This is a genomic window from Mesorhizobium sp. W050, assembly GCF_054719535.1.
Genome location: NZ_JBTTIH010000001.1, coordinates 3,919,594 through 3,944,305, shown reverse-complemented (window position 1 = coordinate 3,944,305; position 24,712 = coordinate 3,919,594). Strand labels below are relative to the sequence as shown.

General features: G+C 64.5%; 22 protein-coding genes and 1 pseudogene. 10 read left to right on the top strand and 13 right to left on the bottom strand.

Annotation, left to right across the window (positions count from 1 at the left end):
* Positions 1 to 3 precede the first annotated feature (3 nt).
* The 3 genes from ACYG9Y_RS19280 to ACYG9Y_RS19270 form a co-directional block, all read right to left on the bottom strand.
* Entirely contained in the window at positions 4 to 1,437 is a 1,434-nt protein-coding gene (locus ACYG9Y_RS19280; RefSeq protein ID WP_023738416.1) for a DUF5691 domain-containing protein, read from the bottom strand.
* The gene (locus ACYG9Y_RS19275) at positions 1,434 to 2,837 is read right to left on the bottom strand and encodes an SWIM zinc finger family protein (protein WP_023684463.1); all 1,404 of its coding nucleotides are present in this window, start codon (positions 2,835 to 2,837) and stop codon (positions 1,434 to 1,436) included. The genes ACYG9Y_RS19280 and ACYG9Y_RS19275 overlap by 4 nt, the downstream gene beginning before the upstream one ends.
* A gap of 98 nt (positions 2,838 to 2,935) precedes the next feature.
* Positions 2,936 to 3,475: an Lrp/AsnC family transcriptional regulator gene (locus ACYG9Y_RS19270; RefSeq protein ID WP_023724276.1), complete on the bottom strand. Its 540-nt coding sequence runs from the start codon at positions 3,473 to 3,475 to the stop codon at positions 2,936 to 2,938.
* A 48-nt stretch (positions 3,476 to 3,523) separates the two neighbouring features.
* Here ACYG9Y_RS19270 and ACYG9Y_RS19265 point away from each other — a divergent pair, with 48 nt between their 5' ends.
* Together ACYG9Y_RS19265 and ACYG9Y_RS19260 are read left to right on the top strand one after the other, a co-directional pair.
* Complete coding sequence (locus tag ACYG9Y_RS19265; RefSeq protein ID WP_023726345.1) at positions 3,524 to 4,702, top strand: MFS transporter; 1,179 nt, start codon at positions 3,524 to 3,526, stop codon at positions 4,700 to 4,702.
* A gap of 60 nt (positions 4,703 to 4,762) precedes the next feature.
* The gene (locus tag ACYG9Y_RS19260) at positions 4,763 to 5,182 is read left to right on the top strand and encodes a GNAT family N-acetyltransferase (protein ID WP_023726346.1); all 420 of its coding nucleotides are present in this window, start codon (positions 4,763 to 4,765) and stop codon (positions 5,180 to 5,182) included.
* Here the strand turns inward: ACYG9Y_RS19260 and ACYG9Y_RS19255 are convergent.
* Positions 5,179 to 6,294 (bottom strand): anhydro-N-acetylmuramic acid kinase, encoded by a 1,116-nt coding sequence (locus ACYG9Y_RS19255; protein WP_023749143.1) that lies wholly within the window; start codon positions 6,292 to 6,294, stop codon positions 5,179 to 5,181. The two genes, ACYG9Y_RS19260 and ACYG9Y_RS19255, sit on opposite strands and share 4 nt — an antisense overlap.
* A gap of 214 nt (positions 6,295 to 6,508) precedes the next feature.
* Here ACYG9Y_RS19255 and ACYG9Y_RS19250 point away from each other — a divergent pair, with 214 nt between their 5' ends.
* The 5 genes from ACYG9Y_RS19250 (at position 6,509) to ACYG9Y_RS19230 (ending at position 11,271) form a co-directional block, all read left to right on the top strand.
* Positions 6,509 to 7,192 carry an SDR family NAD(P)-dependent oxidoreductase gene (locus ACYG9Y_RS19250; RefSeq protein ID WP_023738418.1) on the top strand — a complete coding sequence of 228 codons (684 nt, stop codon included), beginning with the start codon at positions 6,509 to 6,511 and terminating at the stop codon, positions 7,190 to 7,192.
* A gap of 172 nt (positions 7,193 to 7,364) precedes the next feature.
* Positions 7,365 to 8,219, top strand: coding sequence for a MetQ/NlpA family lipoprotein (locus ACYG9Y_RS19245; protein ID WP_023738419.1), 855 nt, complete (start codon positions 7,365 to 7,367; stop codon positions 8,217 to 8,219).
* A gap of 83 nt (positions 8,220 to 8,302) precedes the next feature.
* On the top strand, positions 8,303 to 9,391 hold the full coding sequence (locus ACYG9Y_RS19240; protein WP_023687042.1) for a methionine ABC transporter ATP-binding protein: 1,089 nt from the start codon (positions 8,303 to 8,305) through the stop codon (positions 9,389 to 9,391).
* The gene (locus ACYG9Y_RS19235; protein WP_023668578.1) at positions 9,372 to 10,028 is read left to right on the top strand and encodes a methionine ABC transporter permease; all 657 of its coding nucleotides are present in this window, start codon (positions 9,372 to 9,374) and stop codon (positions 10,026 to 10,028) included. The genes ACYG9Y_RS19240 and ACYG9Y_RS19235 overlap by 20 nt, the downstream gene beginning before the upstream one ends.
* A 136-nt stretch (positions 10,029 to 10,164) precedes the next feature.
* Entirely contained in the window at positions 10,165 to 11,271 is a 1,107-nt protein-coding gene (locus ACYG9Y_RS19230; RefSeq protein WP_023704826.1) for an isopenicillin N synthase family dioxygenase, read from the top strand.
* 160 nt (positions 11,272 to 11,431) lie between these two features.
* On the opposite strand, the gene fba is transcribed toward ACYG9Y_RS19230, so the two are convergent.
* The 3 genes from fba to mtnK all read right to left on the bottom strand — a co-directional run bounded on the left by fba (position 11,432) and on the right by mtnK (position 15,171).
* Positions 11,432 to 12,496 carry a class II fructose-bisphosphate aldolase gene (gene fba, locus ACYG9Y_RS19225; protein ID WP_023687044.1) on the bottom strand — a complete coding sequence of 355 codons (1,065 nt, stop codon included), beginning with the start codon at positions 12,494 to 12,496 and terminating at the stop codon, positions 11,432 to 11,434.
* 315 nt (positions 12,497 to 12,811) lie between these two features.
* Positions 12,812 to 13,906 carry an S-methyl-5-thioribose-1-phosphate isomerase gene (mtnA, locus tag ACYG9Y_RS19220; RefSeq protein ID WP_023668575.1) on the bottom strand — a complete coding sequence of 365 codons (1,095 nt, stop codon included), beginning with the start codon at positions 13,904 to 13,906 and terminating at the stop codon, positions 12,812 to 12,814.
* Complete coding sequence (gene mtnK, locus ACYG9Y_RS19215) at positions 13,903 to 15,171, bottom strand: S-methyl-5-thioribose kinase (RefSeq protein ID WP_023704828.1); 1,269 nt, start codon at positions 15,169 to 15,171, stop codon at positions 13,903 to 13,905. The genes mtnA and mtnK overlap by 4 nt, the downstream gene beginning before the upstream one ends.
* Before the next feature lie 136 nt (positions 15,172 to 15,307).
* Here mtnK and ACYG9Y_RS19210 point away from each other — a divergent pair, with 136 nt between their 5' ends.
* The 3 genes from ACYG9Y_RS19210 (at position 15,308) to ACYG9Y_RS19200 (ending at position 18,988) form a co-directional block, all read left to right on the top strand.
* Positions 15,308 to 16,819, top strand: a complete 1,512-nt coding sequence (locus tag ACYG9Y_RS19210; protein ID WP_023738420.1) for a sugar ABC transporter ATP-binding protein — start codon at positions 15,308 to 15,310, stop codon at positions 16,817 to 16,819.
* A gap of 74 nt (positions 16,820 to 16,893) precedes the next feature.
* Positions 16,894 to 17,889, top strand: coding sequence for an ABC transporter permease (locus tag ACYG9Y_RS19205; protein WP_023738421.1), 996 nt, complete (start codon positions 16,894 to 16,896; stop codon positions 17,887 to 17,889).
* 46 nt (positions 17,890 to 17,935) lie between these two features.
* Positions 17,936 to 18,988, top strand: a complete 1,053-nt coding sequence (locus tag ACYG9Y_RS19200; RefSeq protein WP_023692173.1) for a substrate-binding domain-containing protein — start codon at positions 17,936 to 17,938, stop codon at positions 18,986 to 18,988.
* A gap of 69 nt (positions 18,989 to 19,057) precedes the next feature.
* Here the strand turns inward: ACYG9Y_RS19200 and ACYG9Y_RS19195 are convergent, their stop codons facing one another.
* From ACYG9Y_RS19195 to ACYG9Y_RS19170, 6 genes and pseudogenes are all read right to left on the bottom strand, one after another.
* On the bottom strand, positions 19,058 to 19,246 hold the full coding sequence (locus ACYG9Y_RS19195; RefSeq protein WP_348524242.1) for a type II toxin-antitoxin system RelE/ParE family toxin: 189 nt from the start codon (positions 19,244 to 19,246) through the stop codon (positions 19,058 to 19,060).
* Positions 19,247 to 19,336: 90 nt separating this feature from the next.
* The gene (locus ACYG9Y_RS19190; RefSeq protein WP_023738422.1) at positions 19,337 to 19,597 is read right to left on the bottom strand and encodes a ribbon-helix-helix domain-containing protein; all 261 of its coding nucleotides are present in this window, start codon (positions 19,595 to 19,597) and stop codon (positions 19,337 to 19,339) included.
* 186 nt (positions 19,598 to 19,783) lie between these two features.
* Positions 19,784 to 20,980, bottom strand: a complete 1,197-nt coding sequence (locus ACYG9Y_RS19185) for an IS256 family transposase (protein ID WP_352609099.1) — start codon at positions 20,978 to 20,980, stop codon at positions 19,784 to 19,786.
* 98 nt (positions 20,981 to 21,078) lie between these two features.
* A pseudogene (locus ACYG9Y_RS19180) lies at positions 21,079 to 21,381 on the bottom strand (D-alanine--D-alanine ligase A); the annotation flags it as partial.
* A gap of 208 nt (positions 21,382 to 21,589) precedes the next feature.
* Entirely contained in the window at positions 21,590 to 23,644 is a 2,055-nt protein-coding gene (locus ACYG9Y_RS19175) for a bifunctional aldolase/short-chain dehydrogenase (RefSeq protein WP_023738424.1), read from the bottom strand.
* Between the two features lie 94 nt (positions 23,645 to 23,738).
* A complete protein-coding gene (locus ACYG9Y_RS19170) occupies positions 23,739 to 24,710 on the bottom strand; it encodes a sugar-binding transcriptional regulator (RefSeq protein WP_023738425.1) in 972 nt (323 codons plus the stop codon).
* Positions 24,711 to 24,712 lie beyond the last annotated feature (2 nt).

The following is a 24,712-nucleotide window of genomic DNA, read 5'->3' as shown; positions in this document are numbered from 1 at the left end:
TTGTCATGGGTTGGTTCCCGTCAGGGCCGCGTTGAGGCGCAGGAAAGCGAGCGAGGCTGCCGCCGGCGGCATGCCGGCCGCAACGACATGCTCGATCAATTTTTCCGCTGTCGCCGCAGTGGCCAGAAAGCCCAAAGTTTCCAACAGGTCGTCGACGGTTCGCTTCATCGCGTCATCATTGCCGGCGACAGCCGAACGCAACACCGCCAAGCTCTGGCCGTTCGTCAGGTCGGGCCAATCCAGCCAGTTGGCTTCGAAGCCCTCGGCAAGGGTGAGCGTGCTAACATACTGCGGCGTATCTTTCAGGATCAGTCTGACCAGGACACGCTTCCTGCGGCTATCCAGGCGCGGTGTCAGGTGCAGCACGAACAGTGCCGGCTTGCCACCCTCGGCGATCAGCGTGTCGGCCATCTGCGTTACTGCAGCGTCGCTGCCCGACGCTGCGACCATTCGTGAGATCTGGATGTCCGCATTGTTGTCGGCACCGAACTGCCAGGCTGCAATGAAATCGGGTTCGCTGACCCCAAATCGGGAAGCAAGGTCGACCAGATTGCAGGTCTCGAACAGTTCGGCGCGGCGCTTTTCCTGCGCCGGCGATTTGAGCTTTGCCGGCGTGTAGGTGGTGCGGCGGCGGATAAAGCCGGATTTGCCTTCTGCGATGAAGGCGGCAAGTTCGGCAACGGGATCGTCGGCACCGCCACCAACACGACCGTGCTCGCCCAACCTCGCCAGCAGCCGGCTCGCCAGTTCCTGCACCTTGCCGGAGCGGTCAGTGGCCAGGCTTTTCAGGAACGGCGCGTCCTCAGGCGTCAGGCCGAAATGCATGAGTTCGATCAGTGCCAGCCGGACTTCCGCCGGCTCGCCGGGCGCCTTCGCTTCCATCAGGCTGCGGGCCGTGGCCGGATCGCGACGGCGCATCTCGGTCAACGCGATACGGCGCGCGGCGGGGTAAAAGTCATCCCAGTTCTGCACCGTCAGTTGCTCCTGCGGCGCAATCTTCAGCCCCTCGACGCTGGCCTGCCAGTCGATCCACGGCGCATAGATGTCAGGGCTGTTCTGGTCTGATGCCGACGGCATCCAGTCCATCGGATGCAGCACGTAGCCACGGCCGGCGACGAGCGTCGCCACGCGCGCCTTGCGCCGCGCATCGGCGGTGTTCTTCAAGGCAGCCCGCAACAGCGGCCGCAACCGCTCCGGCAGCAGCGGCAGGCCAAGCCTCGGCAGCGGCGGGCGCCGCTTCAGCGACTTCGGCGCGGCTGGCCTTAAGCCCACATCGAGCGCCTGCGCGGCGATGGCCAGCAACAGCCGCTCCCGTTCGTCCGGGCTTGCGCCGCCGGCGATTTCCTTCCACGCGGCTGGCGCCAGATCGAACGCAGTTCCGCCGGTGATCCAGCAGTCGCGCATCGTCGCCAGGCCGGTTTGCTCGAGCTCGTTCATGACAGATCGAGCCTCCCGAAGCCGCTTTGCGCGGCGAGCAGATCGAGCCGCGCGCCGTTCCACAGGGCTGCCGTTGCCGAAAGGTCGAGACCGAGCACGGTTTGATCGACGGTTCCGGCGACAGGCAGGGCGATCCCTTGCGGGTCGTGCGCCGCTTGCCACCAGGCGGTGCCGCGCTCATCGAGCAGGATCGCGCCGGCAGGCAGCATCAGCGGGCTATCGGTCGACCAGGGTGCTGCGTCCTGGTGCGCCGCATGCGCCGCCAGCGGATCCTTGACAATGCCGAGGCCGAAATCCGGCCAGGCGCCCGACACGACATCGCCCTTGCGCTCCGCTACCAGCGCCCGCAGCCGTTGGCGTGACGGATAGAACACCAGCCTTGCATCGAACCGGTCGCCAGGTGTGAACGCGGCAGAGCGGCGGCCGGCCGAGGCCGGAAAGAAATCGAGTAGCAGCGCAAATTGCGGCGTCGGGCTTTTCAGGTCGAGCAGCCAGGTAGAATGGCTGACAAGGCCGTCGCGGCGGGTCTCGATCTTCTCGCCGATGACTTCCCACTGGCTGTCGACCTGTCTTGCATCGGGATTGGCCAGCACCTGGTCGCGGGTTTCGGATGCCGACACCAGCCGCTTCAATTCGGGATCGTCTGGCGCCGAGCGCCAGGCCTTGGCCAGCAAAACCAGCTTGCCGAGTTCGCGGATCGCCGCGTCCGGCCGTTCCTCGCTGCGCAGCGCCATTAGCCGGGCCGGGATTTCGTCGATGCGTCCCGCAAGCGCCGTTGCTTTCATGTCGACCAGCCTGGCGGCAATGCGGCGGCAGCGCTCGCTGCTGGCGTCGGCAAAGGCGGAAAGGCCGAGCCGCAGCTGGTCGGCAATCCACTGGTCGAGTTCGTCCAGCGCGCCTGCCACCGCGGTGCGCGTATCTTCCGCCCGCTTGCGCTGCGCCGTCTCGCGGCGCTCCGTCGCGGCGGCGTCATCGACGGTGCTTTCCTCTGCCTGCGAGGCCTCGCCAATGCTCTTGCCAGACGCGCCCCTGCCAGACTTTGCGTCGACCGGCGGGGGCGCACTCTTCCTGCGCCGGCCAAGCCAGTCATTGACCCATTCCGGCGTTGTTTCGGCTGATGTGAAGCTGGCCGGCGCCGTGGCGGCGATCCACATCAGCGCCAGCGTGTGCTTGCAGGGAAATTTTCGCGACGGGCAGGTGCATTTGTAGCCGTGGTCGCCGGTGTCGACGACGGTGCGATAGGGGTTGGATCCCGAGCCCTGGCATTCGCCCCAGATCAGCGCCTGCTGCTCGTTCTTCTCCAGCCGCGGCCAGTTCGAGCGCTTGGTGAGCTTCGAGGCGGCGCTTAGCGACGCCTGATCGGGGGCCAGCGCCTCGATGGTTTTCAGTTCGAATTCCAAGCCGCGCCTCTCGTCACCCCAAATCAATGCCTGGCATCAATATAGGGTGCCGTTTGTGAAGGATTGTTGTGGCCCCGGCAAGACGAAGATAGCGCAGATCAGTACAACGGCGTGGCCATATGCCGGGGCGTCGGCCATTGCGCCGTGATCTCGGGCTGCACCGGGCGCTCGAGATAGGTCGACAGCACGACATAGCTTCGCGTCGAGGTGACGCCGGGCGTTTCGTAGAGACGCGCCAGCAGGCCTTCGAGCGCCCTGGTGTCCTCGGTGCGGACCTTGAGCAGCAGGCAGGTGTCGCCGGCCACCGAATGGATTTCCTCGACCTCAGGATATTGCGAAACGGCCATCAGCTCCGGCGTCTTGCCCCAGCCCTTGGTATCGATATGCACGAAGGTGAGCAGCGGCTTTTTCACCGCCTTCGGGTCGATGATCACAGCCGTGCCGCGGATGGCGCCGCTGCGCCGCAGGCGCTTGACCCGCTCATGCGCCGCCGGCGGCGACAGGCAGACGCGTTCGCCAAGTTCGGCGTAGCTGATCGTCGCATCCTCGACCAGCACGCCTAATATTTTTCGGTCGATTGCGTCGAGCTCTCGGGGAGCTACCTTGTTCTGCAGAACCCCATCTGTTTCTTCGTCCATATCGAAATTCCTTGTTGTCGCGGAATTCAGTTCGGCCATTATGACCCGATGACGAACGCGCATCAAGCTGCAACGCTCCATCAGCCGATCCCGGCGCTGGCCTATCTCCTGACCGGCTGCATCGCCGTCATCGGCTCGAACTCGCTGGTCCTGGGTCCAATTGCTCCGGCAGTCGCCGCATCCTTCGGCACCAGCGTGCCGGCGGTGATGGCCGCGTCGGCCGCCTTCGGCCTCGGCACTTCGGCCAGCGCGTTGTTCCTCGCCCGCTATATCGACGGCGTCGGCGCCCGCCGCATGCTGCAGGGCGCGCTGCTTCTTCTGGCCGTCGGGCTTCTCGCCAGCGCGCTGGCGCCGACGGTGATCATGCTGGTCGCGGCCCAGGCCGTCGCCGGCATCGCCGCCGGCGTCGCCATGCCGGCCATCTATGCCAGTGCAGCGGCAATTGCGCCGCCCGGCCGCGAAAGCGGCACGATCGGCGTCGTGCTGACCGGCTGGACGGTCTCCATGGTGGCCGGCGTGTCGCTGTCGGCCGTGCTTGCCGATCTCGTGCACTGGCGCGCCGTCTTCGCCGCCGTCGCGGTGCTTTCCGCCATTGCGCTTGCTGCCTTGTCGATGACCTCGCTCAGCGACGTCAGGAAGAGCGGCCCGGCACCGTCGCCGTTCGTTGCGCTGGCCATTCCGGGGATCGTGCCGCTGCTCATCGCCTGCACCGCCTTCATGACCGCTTTTTACGGCGTCTACGGCTATCTCGGCGATCATCTGCACCAGGATCTGGGCGAGCCCGTCAGCGCCAATGCGCTGGCCGCGCTCGCCTATGGCGCCGGCTTCGGCGCCGCGGCCTTCCTCGACGGCGTCATCGACCGCATCGGCGCGCGGCGCGTCATGCCCTTCGCCTATCTGCTGGTCGCCGTCGTCTATGTCGCCATCGCGCTCGCAAGCAGCAATTTCGTGCTGATCCTGGCTATGATCGCCATATGGGGCCTTGCCAATCATTTCGGCCTGAACGTGTTGGTGATGCGCCTTACCGCGCTCGATCCGTCGCGCCGTGGCACCATCATGGGCCTGAACAGTTCGGTCACCTACCTCGCCGTCTTCATCGGCACCACCAGCTTCGGGCCGCTTTATTCATCGTTCGGCTTTGCCATCTGCGCGATCGTCGCCGCCGTGCTGATGCTGGTTGCGGCAGCAGCGGGGTCATGGCGGTCGCCTCCGCCCATCAAGCCGTAAAGCTTGCGTCCTCATCCCGTCCTTCGCTAGAGCTTGGCTTGCCATGCGAGCCCCGCCCGGATGAAGACGACGCTTGAAACCACTGCCGACCCCTCGTCAGACGACCTCGCCTTCCTGGCCGAGCGGCTGACGGCGTTCAATGACGGCGATGTCGGCCCCTCCGGCCGCAAGCCGATCGCGGTCTTCGTTCGTGACGAGCACGGCGCTGTCGTCGCCGGCATTTCGGGATACACCGCCTGGGGCTGGCTCTATGTGCAATGGCTGTGGGTCGACGAACGCCTGCGCGGCCAGCATATGGCCGGCGACATGCTGGACGCTGCCGAGCGCGAAGCAGTCGCCCGGGGCTGCCAGAACGCCTGGATCGACACGTTCAATCCGACAGCGGCCAAAGTCTATGAGCGGCAAGGCTACCGGCGCTTCGGCGAACTGCCTGACTTTCCCACCGGCCGCAGCCGCATCTTCCTGCAGAAGAAGCTCTAACCTGCCAGCCGCCCGCCTTGCATCGGCTGCGGCACGCCGGTGGTGCTGGGAAAGCTGATCGGCAGGCCGCGCAGCACGCGCACGGCAAGGAAGGCAAAGCATTCGGCCTCCACCGCATCGCCTTTCCAGCCCAGTGTCTCGGCCTGCACCACCTCGACGTTGGCGCGCCTCGCCAGCATCGCCATCATCGTCGGGTTGCGGCGGCCGCCGCCACTGACCGCTAGGCGCTTCGGCCGGCGCGGCAACAAATCGAGCGCCTTGCCGACGGCCGAGACGGTGAAGGCCGTCAGCGTCGCCGCCCCATCCTCTGCGCTGAGGCCGTCGGCCATGGCGGCGCCGAAGTCGAAACGGTCGAGCGATTTCGGATAGGGCTTGGTCAGATACGGATGCTGGAGCAATTTGGCCAGCCGCACTTCATCGACGGTGCCGGCCGCGCCCAGTGCGCCGTCGCGGTCCATCTCGCCGAGGCCGTTTGCCTTGATGAAATCGTTGAGCGGTGCGTTGGCCGGGCCAGTGTCGAAGGCGACGATGTTGTCCTTGCCGTCCCACCAGGTCACGTTGCCGACACCGCCGAGATTGAGCACAGCGGTGTCCCCGCTGGCGTCGGCTTCCCTCAAAAGCGCCGCGTGGTAGGCAGCCGCCAGTGGTGCGCCCTGGCCGCCAGCGCGCACATCGTCCGAGCGGAAATCATAGGCGACCTTGGCGCCCAGGATCGAATGCATCAGCTCGCCGTCGCCCAACTGGCGCGTATCGCCGCGCCGCCCGGGTTGCGGGGCACGATGCAGCACGGTTTGGCCGTGAAAGCCGACCACGCCGATATCGCCCATGGTCAGGCCGTAGCTTTCGACAAGGTCCTTCACCGCCGCCGACTGCGCCCGCGTCAGCGCCTCCTCGGCTTCGGCAAAGATCGCCGGCTCCGGCCCGTCGAAATTCCACACCCGGGCCTGACGCAGCGTCTCCTCCAGCAAGGCACGGATCGCTGCGGGGTAGGGGGCCAGCGTATAGGTGCCGAAATCGGCGATCCGCTCGCCATCGGTCTTGATCAGCGCCACGTCGATATTGCCGTCAAGCACGGTGCCGGTCATCAGGCCGACGGCCCAGATTGGTTCCACGGTCGACTCCCTTGCGACACCGTTTGCGATTCCAACGCAATCACCTGTCGGACGGATTGTCTCGCCAGGCAAGACCCTGGCCGCGGTCGATTGCTCCGAACCTGCCGGCAGAGTTTTTCACCGAACAGCGAAAATCGAGCAACGCCGTTCTTGCCTCTTGCCGTTCAAGACGCCAGCTATGGAACAAGCACATCAATCGCCAGGGAGAAACGGCATGGCATCCGAAGTCGCAGTGATCGCGGGCGCGGGCGCGGGCCTGAGCGGCTCGCTGGCCCGTCTTCTCACCAAGGAAGGCTTCCGCGTGGTGCTGGCCGCCCGCAACACGGCCAAGCTCGCGGCGCTGATCGGGGAAACCGGCGCACTGGCCGTCGAAACCGACGTCGCCGACCCGGCCTCCGTCGCCGGCCTGTTCGACACCGCCGACAAGCAAGGTCCGCTGGCGCTTGCGGTCTTCAACGCCAGCGGCCGCACGCGCGGCCCGATCGCCGAGGTCGAACCCGATGCGGTCAAACAGGCGCTGCTGGTTGGCGCCTATGGCGGCTTCCTGGTCGGCCAGCAGGCGGCGCGGCGGCTGCTTTCGCGCGGCTCCGGCTCGATCCTGTTCACCGGCGCTTCGGCCAGCACCAAGGGCTTTCCCAACTCCGCCGGCTTTGCCATGCCGAAATTCGGCCTGCGCGGTCTGGCTCAGTCGATGGCGCGCGAACTCTTCCCGAAGAACATCCATGTCGCCCATTTCATTATCGACGGCCAGATCGAGCCGGTCGGGACGAAGCCCGAGCGACCGGACAGCCAGCTGTCGCCCGATGCGATCGCGCAGACCTATCTCGCGACCCATCGCCAGCATCGCAGCGCCTGGAGCTTCGAGGTCGAGCTGCGGCCCTTTGTCGAGACATTCTGACCGGTCCGGCGTGACCGTTCTCGCAATTGCGAAATCTTTGAGAGAATATTCCCGGCTTCGTGTTTGAGAAGAAATGCGGTTCTTTGATCCGGCAAGCAGCATTGCCGATGATGTCGTCAAGGCTTGGTATTCCACCTCGCCGCAATGACTTCAGGATTACGAGGGATCGACAATGTCCGAACGCGGAAACGCTTCCAGCTCTCTTCTTTTTTCAGCCATCAGCCGGCGAGCTGCCCTTGCGGCACTTTTTGCCTCGGCCGTCACGCTTGCCGGTCTGGCTCAGCCGACGCCGTCCTTCGCCGAGGACAAGAAGTCTATCAAGGTCGGCATCATCAGCGGCGAGGATGAGGATGTCTGGCGCGTCGTCGTCGCCCAGGCCGCCGAAAAAGGCCTGACCGTCGAGACCGTGGTGTTCAACGACTACACCCAGCCCAACGAGGCGCTCGAGCGCGGCGAGATCGACGCCAACGCCTTCCAGCACCAGCCCTATCTCGACAACCAGATCAAGACCCAAGGGTACCACATCGTGCGCGTCGGCTACACCGGCGTCTGGCCGATCGGCCTCTACTCCAAGAAATACACCAAGGTTGCCGACCTGCCCGAAGGCGCCGTCATCGGCCTGCCCAACGACCCCTCGAATGAGGGTCGCGCGTTGCGCGTTCTGCAGAACGAAGGCGTGATCAAGCTGAAGGACGGCACCGGCATCCTGGCGACTACCGCCGACATTGCCGAGAACCCTAAGAAGGTCGTCATCAAGGAACTGGATGCCGGCATTGTCGGGCGTTCGGTCGAGGATCTCGATGCGGCCGTCGTCAACACCGACTGGGCGCTGAAGAGCGGTCTCGGCCCGGATAACCGCATCGCCCAGGAGCCGGTGGCCGACAACCCCTACCGCAACTTCATCGCCGTCAAATCCGGCAACGAGAACGAGGGCTGGGTAAAGACGCTGGTCGCGTCCTACCAGAACGAGAAGGTCAAGGCCGAGTTCGACAAGGTCTACAAGGGCACCGGGATCAGCGCCTATTGATCGGCGCCTGGTTGTCAGGAGCAGGCGGCCCGCTGTTGAGCGGGCCGCCGTCGCATTTGTCGAGCGTCGAAACGGACAGTGAGATGAACCAGCACGTCACGGCCGAAGCATCCGGTCCGGTCAATATATCGGCCGGGCAGGAAGATGTCGTACGCCTGGTCGACCTCAAGCGCCGCTTCGGCGCGACACCTGCGCTCGACGGCGTCTCGCTGACGGTGCGCAAGGGCGAGATCCTCGGCATCATCGGCCGCAGCGGCGCCGGCAAGTCGACGCTGATCCGCTGCCTCAACGGGCTGGAGCGGCCGGACTCCGGCGACGTCTTCATCGAGGGCCGCGAGATCGGCCGGCTCGGCGAGCGTGAATTGCAGCCGCTGCGGCGTCGCATCGGCATGATCTTCCAGCACTTCAATCTGCTGTCGGCCAAGACCGTGGAGGACAATGTCGCGCTGCCGCTGAAGATCGAGGGCCGCCCAAAGGCCGAACGGCTGGCGCGCGCCGCCGAATTGCTCGACCTCGTCGGCCTGTCGGAGAAGGCGAAGGCCTATCCGTCCTCGCTGTCGGGCGGCCAGAAGCAGCGCGTCGGCATCGCCAGGGCGCTGGCCGCGCGGCCGGCGCTGCTGCTGTCCGACGAGGCGACCTCAGCGCTCGATCCGGAGACGACGCGCTCCATCCTGGCCTTGCTGAAAGACATCAACCGGCAGCTCGGCCTCACCATCCTGCTCATCACCCACGAGATGGAGGTGATCCGCTCGATCGCCGACCGCGTCGCGGTGATCGATGCCGGGCGCATCGTCGAACAAGGCCCGGTGTGGTCGGTCTTTGCCGAGCCGCGTTCCGAAATCACCAGGAGCCTGCTCGGCGGCATCCGCCCGCAACTGCCGGCCGAGATTGCCGGCCGGCTTGCTCCCGGAGGCGGCGCCGAGCTCATCCTCAGGGTCGACGTCGCCGGTGAGGCCGCGCGCGGTCCGCTGCTGTCCGATCTTGCGGTGGCCGTGCCGGGACGGTTCCGCCTCGTCCATGGTGGCATCGACCATGTCCAGCAGCAGCCGGTCGGCACGCTGTTCCTTGCGGTCGCGGGCAACGATCCGAAACATCTGTCCAAAGTAATCGCATTCCTGAAGGCCCGCGACGCACGGGTGGAGGTGCTTGGCCATGTCGCCGGTTCTGTTTGAACTTCTGCTGCGCTCGATCTGGGAGACGGTCCTGATGACGGCGGCATCGGGCCTTATCTCGCTCGTCTTCGGGCTGCCGCTCGGCCTGGCATTGATTGCCACCGAGCGCGGCGGCATTGCCGAAAGCCTGTGGGTGAACCGCGCGCTCGGCGCCGTCATCAACGGCTTCCGCTCGGTGCCTTTCATCATCCTTCTGGTGGCGCTGATCCCGGTGACGCGGCTGATCGTCGGCACCTCGATCGGCACCTGGGCGGCGATCGTGCCGTTGTCGATTGCGGCGACGCCCTACTATGCCCGCATCGCCGAAGTGTCGCTGCGCGAGGTCGATCGCGGCCTGATCGAGGCGGCACGCGCCATGGGCGGCAATCGCTGGACGATCATCCGCGAGGTGCTGGTGCCCGAAGCATTGCCCGGCATCGTCGCCGGTTTCACGGTGACGCTGGTAACGCTGATCGGCGCCTCGGCCATGGCCGGCGCCATCGGTGCCGGCGGGCTTGGCGACCTCGCCATCCGCTACGGCTACCAGCGTTTTGAGACCAGCGTCATGGTCGCCGTGGTCATTGTGCTGATCATCCTCGTTTGCGGCATCCAGTGGGTCGGCGACCGGCTGGTCGCCAGGCTGGACCGGCGCGGATGAGCGCCACGAACGTTATTTGCCGGCAGGCTGCCAAACGCAGCGCCGGCTTTCTCTATCGGCGCCGAGATTGGATTGCGCGTTGCTTTGATCGGACCGGCCTGCGTGCCACCGTGACAGCGGAACAAGGAGCTTGACCATGCCCAGGATCGTACCCGTGCTTGATCTCGGCCGCCTCGAGCAGGGCGCTTCGGAACGGCGAACGTTTCTCTTCGACCTGCGCACGGCCGCGCGCGATGTCGGCTTCTTCTATTTGACCGGCCACGGCATATCGGCTGCGGATACCGCAGAAGTGCTCGACGCGTCGCGCCGCTTCTTTGCCCTGCCGGAAGCCGACAAACTGGCAATTGAAATGGTCAAGTCCTCGCAGTTCCGCGGCTACACGCGCGCCGGCGGCGAGCTGACCAAAGGCAAGGCCGACTGGCGCGAACAGCTCGACATCGGCGTCGAACGCGCGGCCATCGAACAAGGCCCCGGCGTGCCCGCCTGGACGCGGCTGCAAGGGCCCAACCAGTGGCCGGCCACGCTGCCCGAGCTGAAGCCGGCGCTGCTCGCATGGCAGGCCAAGGCGACCGCGGTGGCGATCCGGCTGCTTAGGGCCTTCGCTTTGTCGCTCGACCAGGCCGAGGACGCCTTCGATCCGATCTACCGGGCCGAGCCCAACCATCGCATGAAGATCGTGCGCTACCCCGGCCGCGACGCCACCGGCGACAACCAGGGCGTCGGCGCGCACAAGGATGGCGGTTTCCTGACGCTTCTGCTGCAGGACGAGAACAAGGGGCTGCAGGTCGAATATGACGGCGCCTGGGTCGACGTCGATCCGCTGCCCGACACGCTGGTGGTCAACATCGGCGAACTGCTCGAACTGGCGTCGAACGGCTATCTCCGGGCGACAGTCCACCGTGTGGTGACACCGCCGGCCGGCGTCGAGCGCGTCTCGGTCCCGTTCTTCTTCAGCGCCCGGCTCGACGCCACGATTCCGCTGCTCGACCTGCCCGAGGATGTAGCGGCCGAGGCGCGGGGGCCGGCCAGCGATCCCGACAACCCGCTGTTTCGCAATGTCGGCACCAATGTGCTGAAGAGCCGCCTGCGCTCGCATCCCGACGTGGCGCGCCGGCACTATGCCGATCTTCTGGAAACCGACGCCTCACCGGCTGAAATCTTTCAAAACGAGAACGAAATTTCCGAATCTCGCGTTGTTTTAGAAAGCCGTTCGTCGCCATATGCGGCGAATACGCGCATATAGGAATTATCGTTCGGCGGTTTCCTCCCATTCCACCGAGCGGTGTTCCCCTCTGAAGGTTCTTGACCTTCTTTTGGCCGGGCCGCTTTCGCGCCCGGCCTTTTTTATGTCAATAGCTCTTCTTTCTTCCCCACAAGGGAGAAGGAAGAGGCGCCAGGGGACTTCACCCAAACTTCGGATCAAGGCTCCCCGACTTGTAGCGCTTGGCCATCTCGGCCACCGGCAGCGGCTTGATCTTCTGCGCGTTGCCGGCGGTGCCGAACTGCTCGAAGCGCTCCTTGCACAGCTTGCGCATCGCAGCCATGGCCGGCGTCAAATATTTGCGCGGATCGAACTCCGACGGGTTTTCGGTAAGCACCTTGCGGATGGCGCCGGTCAGCGCCATGCGGTTGTCGGTGTCGATGTTGATCTTGCGCACGCCGTGCTTGATGCCGCGCTGGATCTCTTCCACCGGCACGCCCCAGGTCGGCTTCATCTGGCCGCCATATCTATTGATGATTTCCTGCAGGTCCTCGGGCACTGAGGACGAGCCGTGCATCACCAGATGCATGTTGGGCAGGCGGCGGTGGATTTCCTCGATGACGTTCATCGCCAGCACCGCGCCGTCTGGCTTGCGCGAAAATTTGTAGGCGCCGTGGCTGGTGCCCATGGCGACTGCCAGCGCATCGACATGGGTGTCCTTGACGAACTCGACCGCCTGTTCCGGATCGGTCAAGAGCTGGTCGTGGCTGATGGCGCCTTCGACGCCGTGGCCGTCCTCCTGCTCGCCGCCGCCGCTCTCAAGCGAACCGAGCACACCGATCTCGCCTTCCACCGACACGCCGCCCCAATGCGCCATGTCGACGACGCGCCGGGTGATGCCGGAATTGTAGGCATAGTCGGCCGGCGTCTTGCCGTCCTCTTTCAGCGAGCCGTCCATCATGACAGAGGTGAAGCCGTACTGGATGGCGGTGACGCAGGTGGCTTCGTTGTTGCCGTGGTCGAGATGCATGCAGACCGGAATGTCGGGGTGGATTTCGACCAGCGCGTCGATCAGCTTGGCCAGCACCACATCATTGGCGTAGGCGCGGGCGCCGCGGCTGGCCTGCAGGATGACCGGCGACTTGGTCTCCTCGGCCGCCTCCATGATGGCGAGGCCCTGTTCCATATTGTTCATGTTGAAAGCGGGTACGCCGTAGCCGTACTCGGCGGCGTGATCGAGCAATTGTCTCAGTGTTATGCGAGCCACCCAATAGTCTCCCGTATCTGGTTTCAAGCGCAACGTCGCGGGCCGGCCGATTGCCGGCCTAGATGCTTCTGGCCGGATTTCGCCAGAACCGCAACCGTCAGCGGCCATCGAGGCCGCAATTCTTGTTGCAGGGCTGAAATCCGGTAGCCAGCCGGTGAGGCGCTAATCTCCCCCATTGAGGGGGAGATGGCCGGCAGGCCAGAGGGGGTCGGTTCGACTGGAGCGCTAGCATCATCTGTCGGTGCTGGGAGGTCGCGTCAGGACGCGCCGACCCCTCTGTCGCCTTTGGCGACATCTCCCCCTCAAGGGGGGAGATTATCCGCGTTCGGGGAACATCGCCTTCAACCCTTCGCGCGAAGCCTTGGCCACACCGCGCTCGGTGATCAGCCCCGTCACCAGCCGTGCCGGCGTCACATCGAACGCCGGATTGGCCGCCGGCGTCGCTTCGGGCGAAACCCGAACCTGCGCGATCTTGCCGTCCGCCGTCTTGCCCCAGACCAGCGACACCTCGTCACCGGAGCGTTCCTCGATCGGGATTTCGGTGAGGCCATCACCCACTGTCCAGTCGATGGTCGGCGAGGGCAGAGCGACGTAGAAGGGCACCTCATTATCGGAGGCGGCGAGCGCCTTGAGATAGGTGCCGATCTTGTTGCAGACGTCGCCATTGGCCGTGGTGCGGTCGGTGCCCACGATCACCATGTCGACCGCGCCACGCTGCATCAGATGGCCGCCGGCATTGTCGACGATCAGCGTGTGCGGCACGCCGTGGCCGGCCATCTCCCAGGCGGTCAGCTGGGCGCCCTGGTTGCGCGGGCGCGTCTCGTCGACATAGACATGGACCGGAATGCCGGCCTCGACGGCGAGATAGATCGGCGACGTGGCGGTGCCGTAATCGACCGTCGCCAGCCAACCGGCGTTGCAATGGGTGAGGATGTTGACCGGCTCGCCCGGCTTCTTGCGTGCCGCGATCTCCTTGATGATGGCAAGCCCGTTCTCGCCGATGGCGCGATTGAGATCGACATCCTCGTCGGCGATTTCCGCGGCGCGCTTATAGGCCGCCTCCGCGCGCTGTCCCAATACGATCGGCCTGAGGAACCGCCGCATCTCGTCCAGTGCCCAGCGTAGATTGATCGCAGTCGGCCGCGTCTTGTGCAGCGTCTCCCAGACCGCGTCGAGCGCTTCGTCAGACGGATCGTCCGCCATCTGGATGGCGACGCCGTAGGCCGCGGTGACGCCGATCAGCGGCGCGCCACGAACCCACATGTCACGGATCGCGGTGGCGATGCCGGCAACGCTCCCGATCGTCTCGACCCGGAACTCGTGCGGCAGCCAGCGCTGGTCGATGATCTCGACCGAACGCTGGTCGTCGCTCAGCCAGATGGTGCGGTAGTGGCGCTCGCCGACGTTCAAATCCTGCTCTCCCGTTCGATCAAAGCGGCCAGATTATTGACCTCGTCCATGCCGTGAATCTGGCGCCGGTTGACGGCGATGTGACGGCCGAATTTCAGCGCCTTGGCCTCGCAGGAGGCTCGCAGATCCTCGTCCTCGATGGTCTCGAAATCGGCATTGTGGGCGAGGCCGAGGATGCGCCGGTGCACCTCGATGCCGGCAAAGCCCAAGAGGTCGGTCCAGATCTGGTGCAGCACATGGTCGAGCGCCTGCTCCGAGGCGAGAATGTCGCCCTGATCCTCGAACAGGCTCTTCTGGTAAAGCATGCCGGTGCGCTCGGTGCGCCATAGATGCGAGAACTCGGCGCGGAACACCGTCCAGGTGTCATTGGTCACCCCGAGCAGATAGGCACGCATGGCGTCACGCTTGCCCTTGTGTTCATGGCCGCGCTGCGAGAAGTAGGACATCCAGAAATTGGCGAGCAGCATGCCGACGTCGAAGGCCATCGGACCGTAGAAGGCGAATTCCGGATCGATCATCCGCGTCTCGGTGTCGGTGACCATGATCGAGCCCGAATGCAGGTCGCCATGCAGCAGCGTCTCGGCATTGGCGGCGAAGATATGCTTCAGCCGCTGCGCTTCGACCTTGAGGTCGCGGTCGGCACGCAGTTCGGCAACCAGGCCGTCCAGTTGCGGCGACGTATGCCGGTTCAGCTTGGCATCGAAATATGGGTCGGAAAACACCAGGTCTTCGGTGATGCCGCAGAGCTCGACATTGTCGGCAAACAGCGCCAGGTCGGCCTTGCGGTCCTTGGTGGGCATGGAGAGATCAGAGCCGCGGAACAAAGTGCGGGCCATGAACAGGCCGATGTCGCGGGCGATATTTGGCAACTCGCGGCCGTCGATCAGGGCGCGGCGCAGGATGATGTGCGGCGGCGCCAGATATTCCATGATGATCAGCGCCTGGGCTTCGTCAAAATGGAGGATCGCCGGCACCGAGCCCGGCGCGCGCGCCTCTTGCCGCGTCAGCGCGTGATACTCGAAGAAGGAGCGTTTGAGCGGCAACGGCCAGCTGTCGCCGACGAGGCGAACATAGGGCAGGGCCTGCTTGACCACGGCCGCACCCGAGCCGCCTTCGACGATGAAGACGAGGTTCAGATTGCCGTCGCCGACCTCGCGCACCTTCCAAGGGCCCTTGCCGATTTTGGCGCACAGCGCTTCGTTCGTACCGAGGCGCGTTGCAAGCGTCTCCACCGACAGTGCTTCAAACGGCAATTTCGCAGTCATCCTCACCCTCCCGCTTGCTCGCTCCAATCATAGTGGAGCGATGGCGGTGAGGCCAAGCTAGGAAGCTGACTGGCAATTGTCAATCGAGTTGACAATTGATGACGTAGCCCATAGCGTCATCTTCAGGGAGGAACGAATGGGCAATGATGCCGTGTTCCGCGTGGACGGGCTGAGGAAATCCTTCGGCCATATCGAGGTGCTTGGCGGCGTCTCGCTCGAACTGCATGCCGGTGAGATTACCGTGCTGATGGGCGCCAACGGCGCCGGCAAGTCCACCCTCGTCAAGATCATCAGCGGCGTCTACGACCATGACGGCGGCATCATGCACCTCGCTGGCGGCAACTTTGTGCCGAACACGCCGGCAGAGGCGATCCGCGCCGGTGTCGTTACCGTGCACCAAAACATCAATGACGGCGTCGTCGCCGATCTCGATGTCGCCACCAATCTGACGCTCGACCGGCTGAGCGGCAAGGGCGCGCCGCTGCTGTTCAACCCCGGCCGGGTGCGCCGCGAAGCCAAAGCGGTGGCCGACCGCATGGGGCTCGCCATCGACCTCAAGGCCCGCATCAGCGACCTGTCGCTGGCCGATCGCCAGATGGTGGCCATCGCGCGCGCCATGGCGCACCAGCCGAAAGTGCTGATCCTCGACGAGCCGACCTCGTCGCTGTCCAGCGCCGAGGCCGACCGGCTGTTTGCGCTGCTCGACCGCTTGCGCGAGCAGGGCGTCGCCATCCTCTACATCTCGCATCGCATGTCGGATATCAGGCGGCTGGCCGACCGCATCGTCTCGATGCGCGATGGCGTCATCTCAGGCGTCTTCGACAGCAAGCCTCTCGACTATGAGGGCGCCGTTAACGCCATGCTCGGCCGCAAGATCCATCTTGACCGCATCGAAGCCAGGAGTTCTGCCGAGCCGATCCTGACCGTCGATGCCTTCCGCATCGCCCCTGGTGCCCGGCCATTCTCGCTGACTCTCGGCGACGGCGAGGTCGTTGCCATTACCGGCCTCGTCGGCGTCGGCAAGACAGCGCTCGCCGAGACGCTGTTCGGCCTGCGCAAGCCGCTGTCCGGTACGATGACTTTATATGGCAAGCCCTATGCGCCTGGGTCGACGGGCGAAGCCATCGCCGCCGGCGTGTTTCTGGTCGCCAAGGACCGTGGCGAAAACGGCATCGTCGGCGGCTTCAACATCCAGGAAAACATCAGCCTGCCCTTCCACAAGCGCATGTCGCGCTTTTCAGTTCTCAAACGCGGCCTTGAACGCACTATTGCCCGCCGGCAGATCGAGGATCTCGGCATCGTCTGCCGCTCGGAGAAGGACGACATGACCACTCTGTCGGGCGGCAACCAGCAGAAAGTGATGGTGGCCCGCTGGATGGCGCAGGACGCCCGATTGTTCATTCTCGACGAACCGTTCCAGGGCGTCGATATCTCCGCCAGGCGCGACATCGCCGCCAAGCTGAGGGCCAGCGCCAATGGCCGCGCCACGCTGCTGTTCGTCACCGAACTCGACGAGGCACTGGAGACGGCCGATCGCATATTGGTGATGTCCGAGCAGACCATCGTCGGCGAACACCGCAACGCCGATGTCGATCTCGACCGTCTGCTGGCCGAAGTCGCGGGCGGGCCGTTGCACAGTGCGGCCTGAGCCACGATGATTGAAGAACTGAGGGTTGGAATGGAGTGCACGGGTTTGAGTTGGGTATTGACGGCGGGCGCTGAATGACGCCGCGCGATTACGCTATCCGCTACGGGTTCATCGTGCTTCTGTTCGGGCTGATCGCGTATTTCGCCATCGCCGCCGACGGGTTCGTCTCGCCGCAAAGTGCCGTCTTCATTTTCCAGTCGGTCGCCATCACCGGCGTGCTGGCGCTGGGCGTCACCGCCACACTGGTTGTCGGCGGCTTCGATCTCTCGATCGGCTCGGTCGCCACATCGGCCATGATGGCGGCTGCCTATGTCATGGTGGTGCTGGAGCAGAACGTTGTCGTCGCTGTCCTCATCTGCCTGCTCATCGGCGCCCTTGTCGGCCTCATCAATGGCTGGCTGATCGTCTATATGCGCGTGCCCGATCTGCTGGCGACGCTCGGCATGATGTTCCTGCTCGTCGGCCTCCAGCGCATCCCGACTGAAGGACGCTCCATCGCCACCGGTATGACAATGCCGGACGGCTCGGTCGCCAACGGCAAATTCTCCGACGCCTTCCTGGCGCTCGGCCGCCACCGCTTCGACTTCTTCATCCCGAACCTCATTCCGGTCTCGGTGGTCGTGCTGATCGTGCTCGCCGTGCTGATCTGGTTCTTCCTCGAATACACACGCTTCGGCCGCATGATGTATGCCGTGGGCAGCAATGAACGGGCCGCCGAACTCGCCGGCGCGCCTGTCAAGGCATACAAAATCTGGGCCTACGTCATTTCAGGAGTTTTTGCCTCGATCGGCGGGATTTTGCTGGCCGCACGGCTTGGACGCGGTGACATCGCGTCGGGTAATAATCTGCTGCTCGATGCGGTTGCCGCGGCGCTGATCGGCTACGCGGTGCTCGGCGCCGCCAAGCCGAACGCCTTCGGCACCGCCATCGGCGCGCTGTTCGTCGGCATCCTGCTGCAAGGCCTGACGATGATGAACGCGCCTTACTACACGCAGGATTTCGTCAAGGGCGTGGTTCTCGTCGTCGCCCTTGTCTTTACCTTCGCCCTTTCCGGCCGGGGCAGGAGATAGAATGGCTGCCGGGACAGTTTTGGGTTCAACAAACGGAGGAAAGAACGTGAACATCACAAGAAGACTTTTGGGGAAGGTCGCGCTCGGATTGGCCGGCGCAACAATGCTGATGCAGGTCCCGGCCTTTGCCGCCGACAAGCCGGCGCCGTTCGACAAGCCCGGCGTCAAGATCGCGCTGGTGCGCTATCTCTCGACCGGCGATTTCTTCCAGGCCTATCTCTCGGGCGTCGAGTCCCAGTCCAAGGCGCTCGGCATCGATCTGCGCGTGCTCGACAGCCGCCAGGACGCCGCCCTTCAATCCGACATGGTCGACCAGGCCATCGCACTCGGCGTGCAGGGCATCATCATCCAGCACGGCCTGACGGAATCGATGAAGGACGCCGCCCAGCGCGCGGTCGATGCCGGCATCAAGGTCGTCGCCTTCGACGTCAATGTCGAAAACCCCAAGATCCCGCAGATCGAACAGTCCGACAAGGACCTTGCGCGCCTGGCGCTCGAGCAGGCGGTCAAGGACAATGGCGAGAGCTGGAACGCCGGCTATGTCTATGTCGCTGGCATCGCGCCGCTCGACCGCCGCAACGAGACCTGGGTCGACGTGAAGAAGAAACATGCCGGCATCAAGGAAGTCGCGATGTTCGGCACGCTCGACAACCCGATCGCCAACTCGGTCGCCAACCAGGCGCGCTCGGTGCTGCAGGCGCATCCCGACATCAATGTGATGTTCGCGCCCTATGACGAGTTCGCCAAGGGTGTGAAGATCGCCGTCGACGAGGCGGGGCTGAACAAGAAGATCAAGATCTACTCCGCCGACATCTCTACCTCGGACATCGCGGCCATGCGCGAGACTGACAGCGCCTGGGCCGCCACCGCCGCCACCAACCCTGCCGTCGTCGGCCAGGTCTCGGTGCGCGCGCTGGCGCAGCTGCTCGCCGGTGAAGATCCCGGCCACAACGTCATCGTGCCGCCGACGCTGATCACCCAGAAGGACCTGATCGACAAGGACATCAAGAACATGGAGGACCTGTCGGCCAAGCTGCCGCAATTCGCCCATGCCGATGTCGCCATGCCGGCCTGGATGCCGAACCCGAACGCGAAGTAGGATCGGTCGTCTGATAGATGCGAAGGGCGGCATGGGCCGCTCTTTTCATTTGATCGTAAGCCTGCCGGCCTACAACCAATGGTCTGGATCGCGCATCCCGTGGACAATCGCCACAGCGATAACACCATCGGGCTGCGGCTCGTAGATGATGATATAACGGCCTTCGACGAGCACGCGGGCCGTTGCGCTTAACTCGGGCCGTGCGCAGCCCATCTTGGGGTGCTGCGCCGCCAGCTCCAGTCTTTCGAAAATGCGCATCAACAGTCTGTCTGCTGCCTTTCATTGTCGGCGGCGATGGTGTGCCAGATGTCTCGCAAATCCTGCGAAGCGCGCGGTGTGAGCCTATAGCTAGCCACGGGCGCGGCGTTCTGCCTTCAGGCTGTCGATGAACTCGGTGGGGTCGACAGCCACCGGCTTGCCGCTGCCCATCCCGTCGGCATAGGCCCGCTTCAAGTGCTGGAGTTCGAGCGTGCGCAATTCCTCGCGCTGCTCCCATAAGCGCAGGGCGTCGCGGACAATCTCGCTGTTGGAAGCATAACCGCCACCTTCGATAGCGCTTTGCAGGCGAGCTATCTGCTGCGCGGTAAGGGATATGGTGAGGGTGCGCATAGGTTCGTTTTTCATACCCACATTATAATGCATCCAACAAGATCTAACAATATCTGTTAGGAATCTGCCCCTGCATCATGACCGCCCGACGCGCACCAGCCACCGCGCCGTCCTCGCCATGCAGGCGTGCAGCACCGGAAGGTTGTGTGCGTCAAGTTCTGCAAAATGGGGCAGCCATGATGCTGGTCATGCGGCTTGGCGCAGAGCGAGCTTCTTGTGCTCGCGCAGGTCGTCCATGTTGATGTATCGGTTGGCCTCCATCCAGTTTTGATTGGTCTCGACGGCCAAGGCCCTGACCAGGCGCAGGCAGCTTTCGGTATTGGGGAAGATGCGCACGACATAGGTGCGCCGGCGGATTTCCTCGTTGAGCCGCTCCAGCATGTTGGTGGATTTGAGATGCTTGTGGTGCTGTCTCGGCAGCCTGAAGAAGGTCAGGGTTTGTTCGATGGCATCCTCGGCCCAGCCTGTCAGGCGCGGATAGCGTGCCGACCATTTGGCAAGCCATGCGGCAAGATCAGCCCTGGCCTCTGCGAGATCGCGCCGGTCGTAGAGCCAGCGCAATTCCTGCAGGCAGTCGTCGCCGTGCTTCCTCGGCAGATGATCGAGCGCGTTCCTGAGGAAGTGCACGTAGCAGCGTTGCCAGGCGGCTTCGGGGATCACCTCGCCGATCGCTGCCACCAGGCCGGCGTGATCGTCGGACACGACCAACTCGACGCCCTTGAGGCCGCGCGCCTTGAGGCCGACGAGGAAGTCCCTCCAGGCCGAGCGGCTCTCGCGATTGGCCATCTCCACGGCCAGGATCTGGCGCCTTCCGTCCCAGTCGATACCGACCGCGATCAGCACCGCCTGGCTCATGACAACACCGGCTTCACGCACGTTCTCGTAGCGCGCATCGAGGATGAGGTAAGGAAACGGCTCTTGAAGGGGGCGCCTGGCAAAGGCAGCGAGGCTCTCGTCCAGCCGCTTGTTGATGGCCGAGATCGACGAGGCCGAGAAGGCATGGCCGCACAGTTCTTCCGTGATCGCCTTCACCTTGCGGGTCGACACGCCCTGGACATACATCTCCGCCAGTGTCGCCACCAAGGCCCGCTCGGAACGCTGGTAGCGCTCGAACAGCTCGGTGGAGAAGCGCCCGGCCCGGTCCTGCGGAACCCGCAGCTCGAGCTTGCCGACCCGCGTCACAAGGGTACGGCCGTAATAGCCCGAGCGATAGCCAAGCCGTTCGGGCGTGCGCTCGCTCTTCGAGGCACCCAGCGCCTCGTCCATCTCGGCCTCAAGCACCTCCTGCATCACCGCACGGAGCACTTCGTGCAATCCATCCGGGTTCGAAAGCAAAATGTCTTTGACGGCAGCGCTGGCGGTCTTAACTTCAGTCTTGGTCATGGTGGCGTTCCTTCGCGGGAATCAGGTGACGTGAACAATCACCAGCCTGCCATGACCGCCCCCTCTCAGCGAATTTGCAGAACTCTCAGCACACTACCCACCGGAACACCATATTCGATGGCAGGCAGGTCATGCGGCGCCCTTGGCGGGATCGCCAGCATCCGCCATGCCCGCCCGGCGGCAGGCAAAGCTGCGTCCCATCAGAAGGTGTCGCCAGCGCGCCGTCCTTGAAATCGCTCAGCAGCCATTGGCCTTCGCGGGTGACGAAGGTGGGAACGGAGTCGTATTTCGCCGATCCAGAGTACGCATGACATGGTTGCCGAAAGCAGCGAAACCTCATGCTCGGCGGAGCGCCCGCCGAACAGCACGCCGACACGAAGTCTCTTCGCAGCCATCGACAACTCCACCAAGGCTCAGGGTCGGAGCTCGCATGCGAAACACAAGGCGCGCCCTAAAGTGGTCGAGCAATAGGCCAAGGATTGGAGTGGATTTTGACCAGTTCGAGCAGTTTTTCAGCACGACCTGCAAAAGCAGTTCTCCGCCTGGAGTCCTTCAGGTGGGAGAGCGGTTCGTCGTTTTGGTGAACGATGAACCGCTCCAGGTCTATGTCTAGCGCAGCGCTGCGGCGATGTTGCCACCGTCGACCGTCGTCACATCGGCGGTGGTGCGTTCGGCCAATGCTTGGTGCAGGAAGGCCTGCGCCACGTCTTCTGCCGTCACCTCCTGTCCGAGCAGATTGCCCGACATGTATTCCTTCTCCGACACGCCGCGCGCGCCGGAACGGCTGGCGATCATGGCGTCGGTCAACAGGCCGGAGCGGATGCGGTCGGCGTTGACCGCATTGGAGCGGATGCCGTGCGCGCCGTAGTCGAGCGCATATTGCCGGGACAGGAATAGCGTCGCCGCCTTCGGCACACCATAGGCGCCGAATTTCGGACCCGGGTTGACCGCCTGCTTGGAGGTGTTGAACAACAACACACCGCCGGTGCCCTGTTCCAGCATGATGCGCACCGCGTTCTGCGCCGCCGACTGGTGGGCGAAGAAGTTGAGCTCGAAACTCTTGCGCAGCAGGGCATCGTCGAGCTCGCCGATGCGGCCTTCCCAGGCGGCACCGGCGTTGGAGACCAGAATGTCGACGCCGCCATAGACAGCGACAGCTTTGTCGAAGGCGGCGCGCAGCTCGGCCGGGTTGGTGATGTCGGCGCCGACGCCGATCGAATTGTTGCCGGCTGCCTTTGCCGCCTCGGCCGCCCTGGCCGCATCGAGATCGACGACGACGGCATGCGCGCCATTGGCGGCGAACAGTTTTGCCGTCGCAGCACCGATCGCGCCGGCGCCGCCAGTGATCAGCACCACCTGGCCGGTCAGCGGCTTCGGCTTGTTGGAGGCGAGCTTGGCCTGCTCAAGCGACCAGTACTCCAGCGGGAAGAGGTCGGCCTTCGATAGAGGATGGAAGCTGCCGACGGCCTCGGCGCCGCGCACCGCCTCGATCCACATCTCGCCGACATCAGATGCGATCTTCGCATCCTTCAGCGTGCGGCCATGGCCGAACATGCCGAGGCCCGGCACCAGCGTCAGCCGCGGCATCGGGTCGAGCATGGTGCGCTGGACGTCGTCCAGCGCATCGTTGGTTTCGAAATAGGCGCGATAGTCGTTGGCGAAGGCGTCGACATGGCTCTTGATGACGGCCTTGTAGTCGCCAATCTTGTCGGCGTCTGGCGCCGGAACCGCCATCGGTCCGGTCTTGATGCGGATCGACAGGTCGGGCGTCGACACGCCGCGTCCGGCATAGTCTGCTATGCCGGCTGAGTTGATGAAATCGACGATGGCGTCCGAAGTGCGGAAATCGCTGATCATGCGGTCGAAGCGGCCTTCGCCACGCGCCACCGCCACCGCGCCACGCAGCATCGGCGCGATCGCTGCCGGCGTTGCGAGCTTGGCCGGCAGTGCGGCTTTCGCTGTCTTCGGCTTGCCGTTCTTCGCCACATAGTCTTCGGCCACGTTCACATAATGGATCATGCGGTCATAGGCCTGCTTCGCAGCGTCGCCGAAGGTGAAGATGCCATGCTTGTCGAGGATCAGGCCTTCGACGCTGGGGTCGGCGTCGTAGACATCGGCGGCCACCTTGGCGAGGTCGAAGCCCGGCTTGATGTAGGGCACGTACCCCATCTTGTCGCCGAACACGGTCTTGATCAGCGGCTTGCTGTCCGCCTGGTCGACGATGGCGAGGATCGCGGTCGAATGCGTGTGGTCGACGAATTTATGCGGCAGGAAGGCGTGCAGCAGCGTCTCGACCGAAGGATTGGGGGAGGCGGGGTCGATGAGGTTCGCCCGCTGCAGCGCCACCATGTCCTCGTCGGCGAGGCTGGCCAGCGCACGCGCCTTCAGCAGCGCGCCGAGCTTGACCGCCGGCAGGCCTTGCGGCTCGATCACACCCATGTCCCAGCCGCTGCCCTTGACGCACAGCACATCCCATTCGTCGCCGACGAGATCGGTGGCCTTGGTCTTGCAGGAGGTGTTGCCGCCGCCATGCAGCACCAGCCGCGGCTCGCCGCCGAGCAGCCGGGTCGTGTAGACGCGCAGCGCGAGGTCGCGGGCAACGCCCTTTTTCGCATAGTCGGCAACCAGTCTTTCCGCGTCGCCGTCATTCCAAAGGTTCTTCATGTCGCTATGTCCGCTTTGCTGTCTTTGATGTTGCTGTGAACAGGAGTACCGCGACGCCTTGATGACAATGCGCCGGCTGCTGGGATTTCGTTGGTCAGGAAGCCTTTTTTGCCCCCGCGCTGGCTCCGGCATGGTCGAGCAGCCGCCGCGCCATGCTGGCGCCGACGACGAGATGCGTGCAGAGCCCGCCGGCGAGCGCGGCGAGCAGCGGTTCGAACTTGCTGTCTTCCTGCACCACCATCAGCCGCTTCTCGATCTGGCGCAGTGACGACAGCGAGGCCGAGATGACGCGGCGGTTGTAGCTGCAGTCGAGCGCCTTGCCGGCGGCATCGATGATCTGGCCGGCAACGACGCCGGCGGCGCCCGCTTCGCGCAACAGCCCCATCTCGCCGGGGCTGAGCGCGCCGCATTTGACGACATGGCTGTCGCCATCGACCGTGCCTACCGAATAGAGCGCCAGATCGCAGTTTGCAATATCGGCCAGTTGTTCGCGGATCACCGGTTCGGCGCGCAGCCCATGCGCCAGCAATTCCGTCGTCAGCACCAGCGGCGCGTAGAAATTGAGGCCCTTGGCGTTGAGCCGCCGGGCGATCTCCATCGTGCACTGGTCGGGACGGTAGGAGTAGGGCGCGCCGAGATTGCCGCAGAGCTGCACAACCGTGACGTCCTGCAGGTCGGCATAGGACATGACGTCGGCGATGGTGTAGACGGTGCGGCCCCAGGCGACGCCGATACGGTCGCCCTTCTTGACCAGTTCGAGAAAGACGCTCGCCGCCAGCACCGCAACGTCCGTCGAAGGGTCGACGACATAGGCATTCTCCGGCGCGATCCACACCGCATCAAGCTTGAGCGCGTCCTCGAGCTGGCGTGCCAATACGTCGTCGGTGAACAGCTGCGTCGAGGTCGAGATGTTGACGATGCCGGTCTCGCGCGCCTTGCGCAAATACATGGCGACCGAGGCGCGGGAGATGTTAAGCTGGCTGGCGACCTGGTCCTGGCGCAGGCCATGGGCGTAATAGAGCCAGGCGGCCTTGTGGATAAGCTGTTCTGCCGGTCGGATCGCCATGC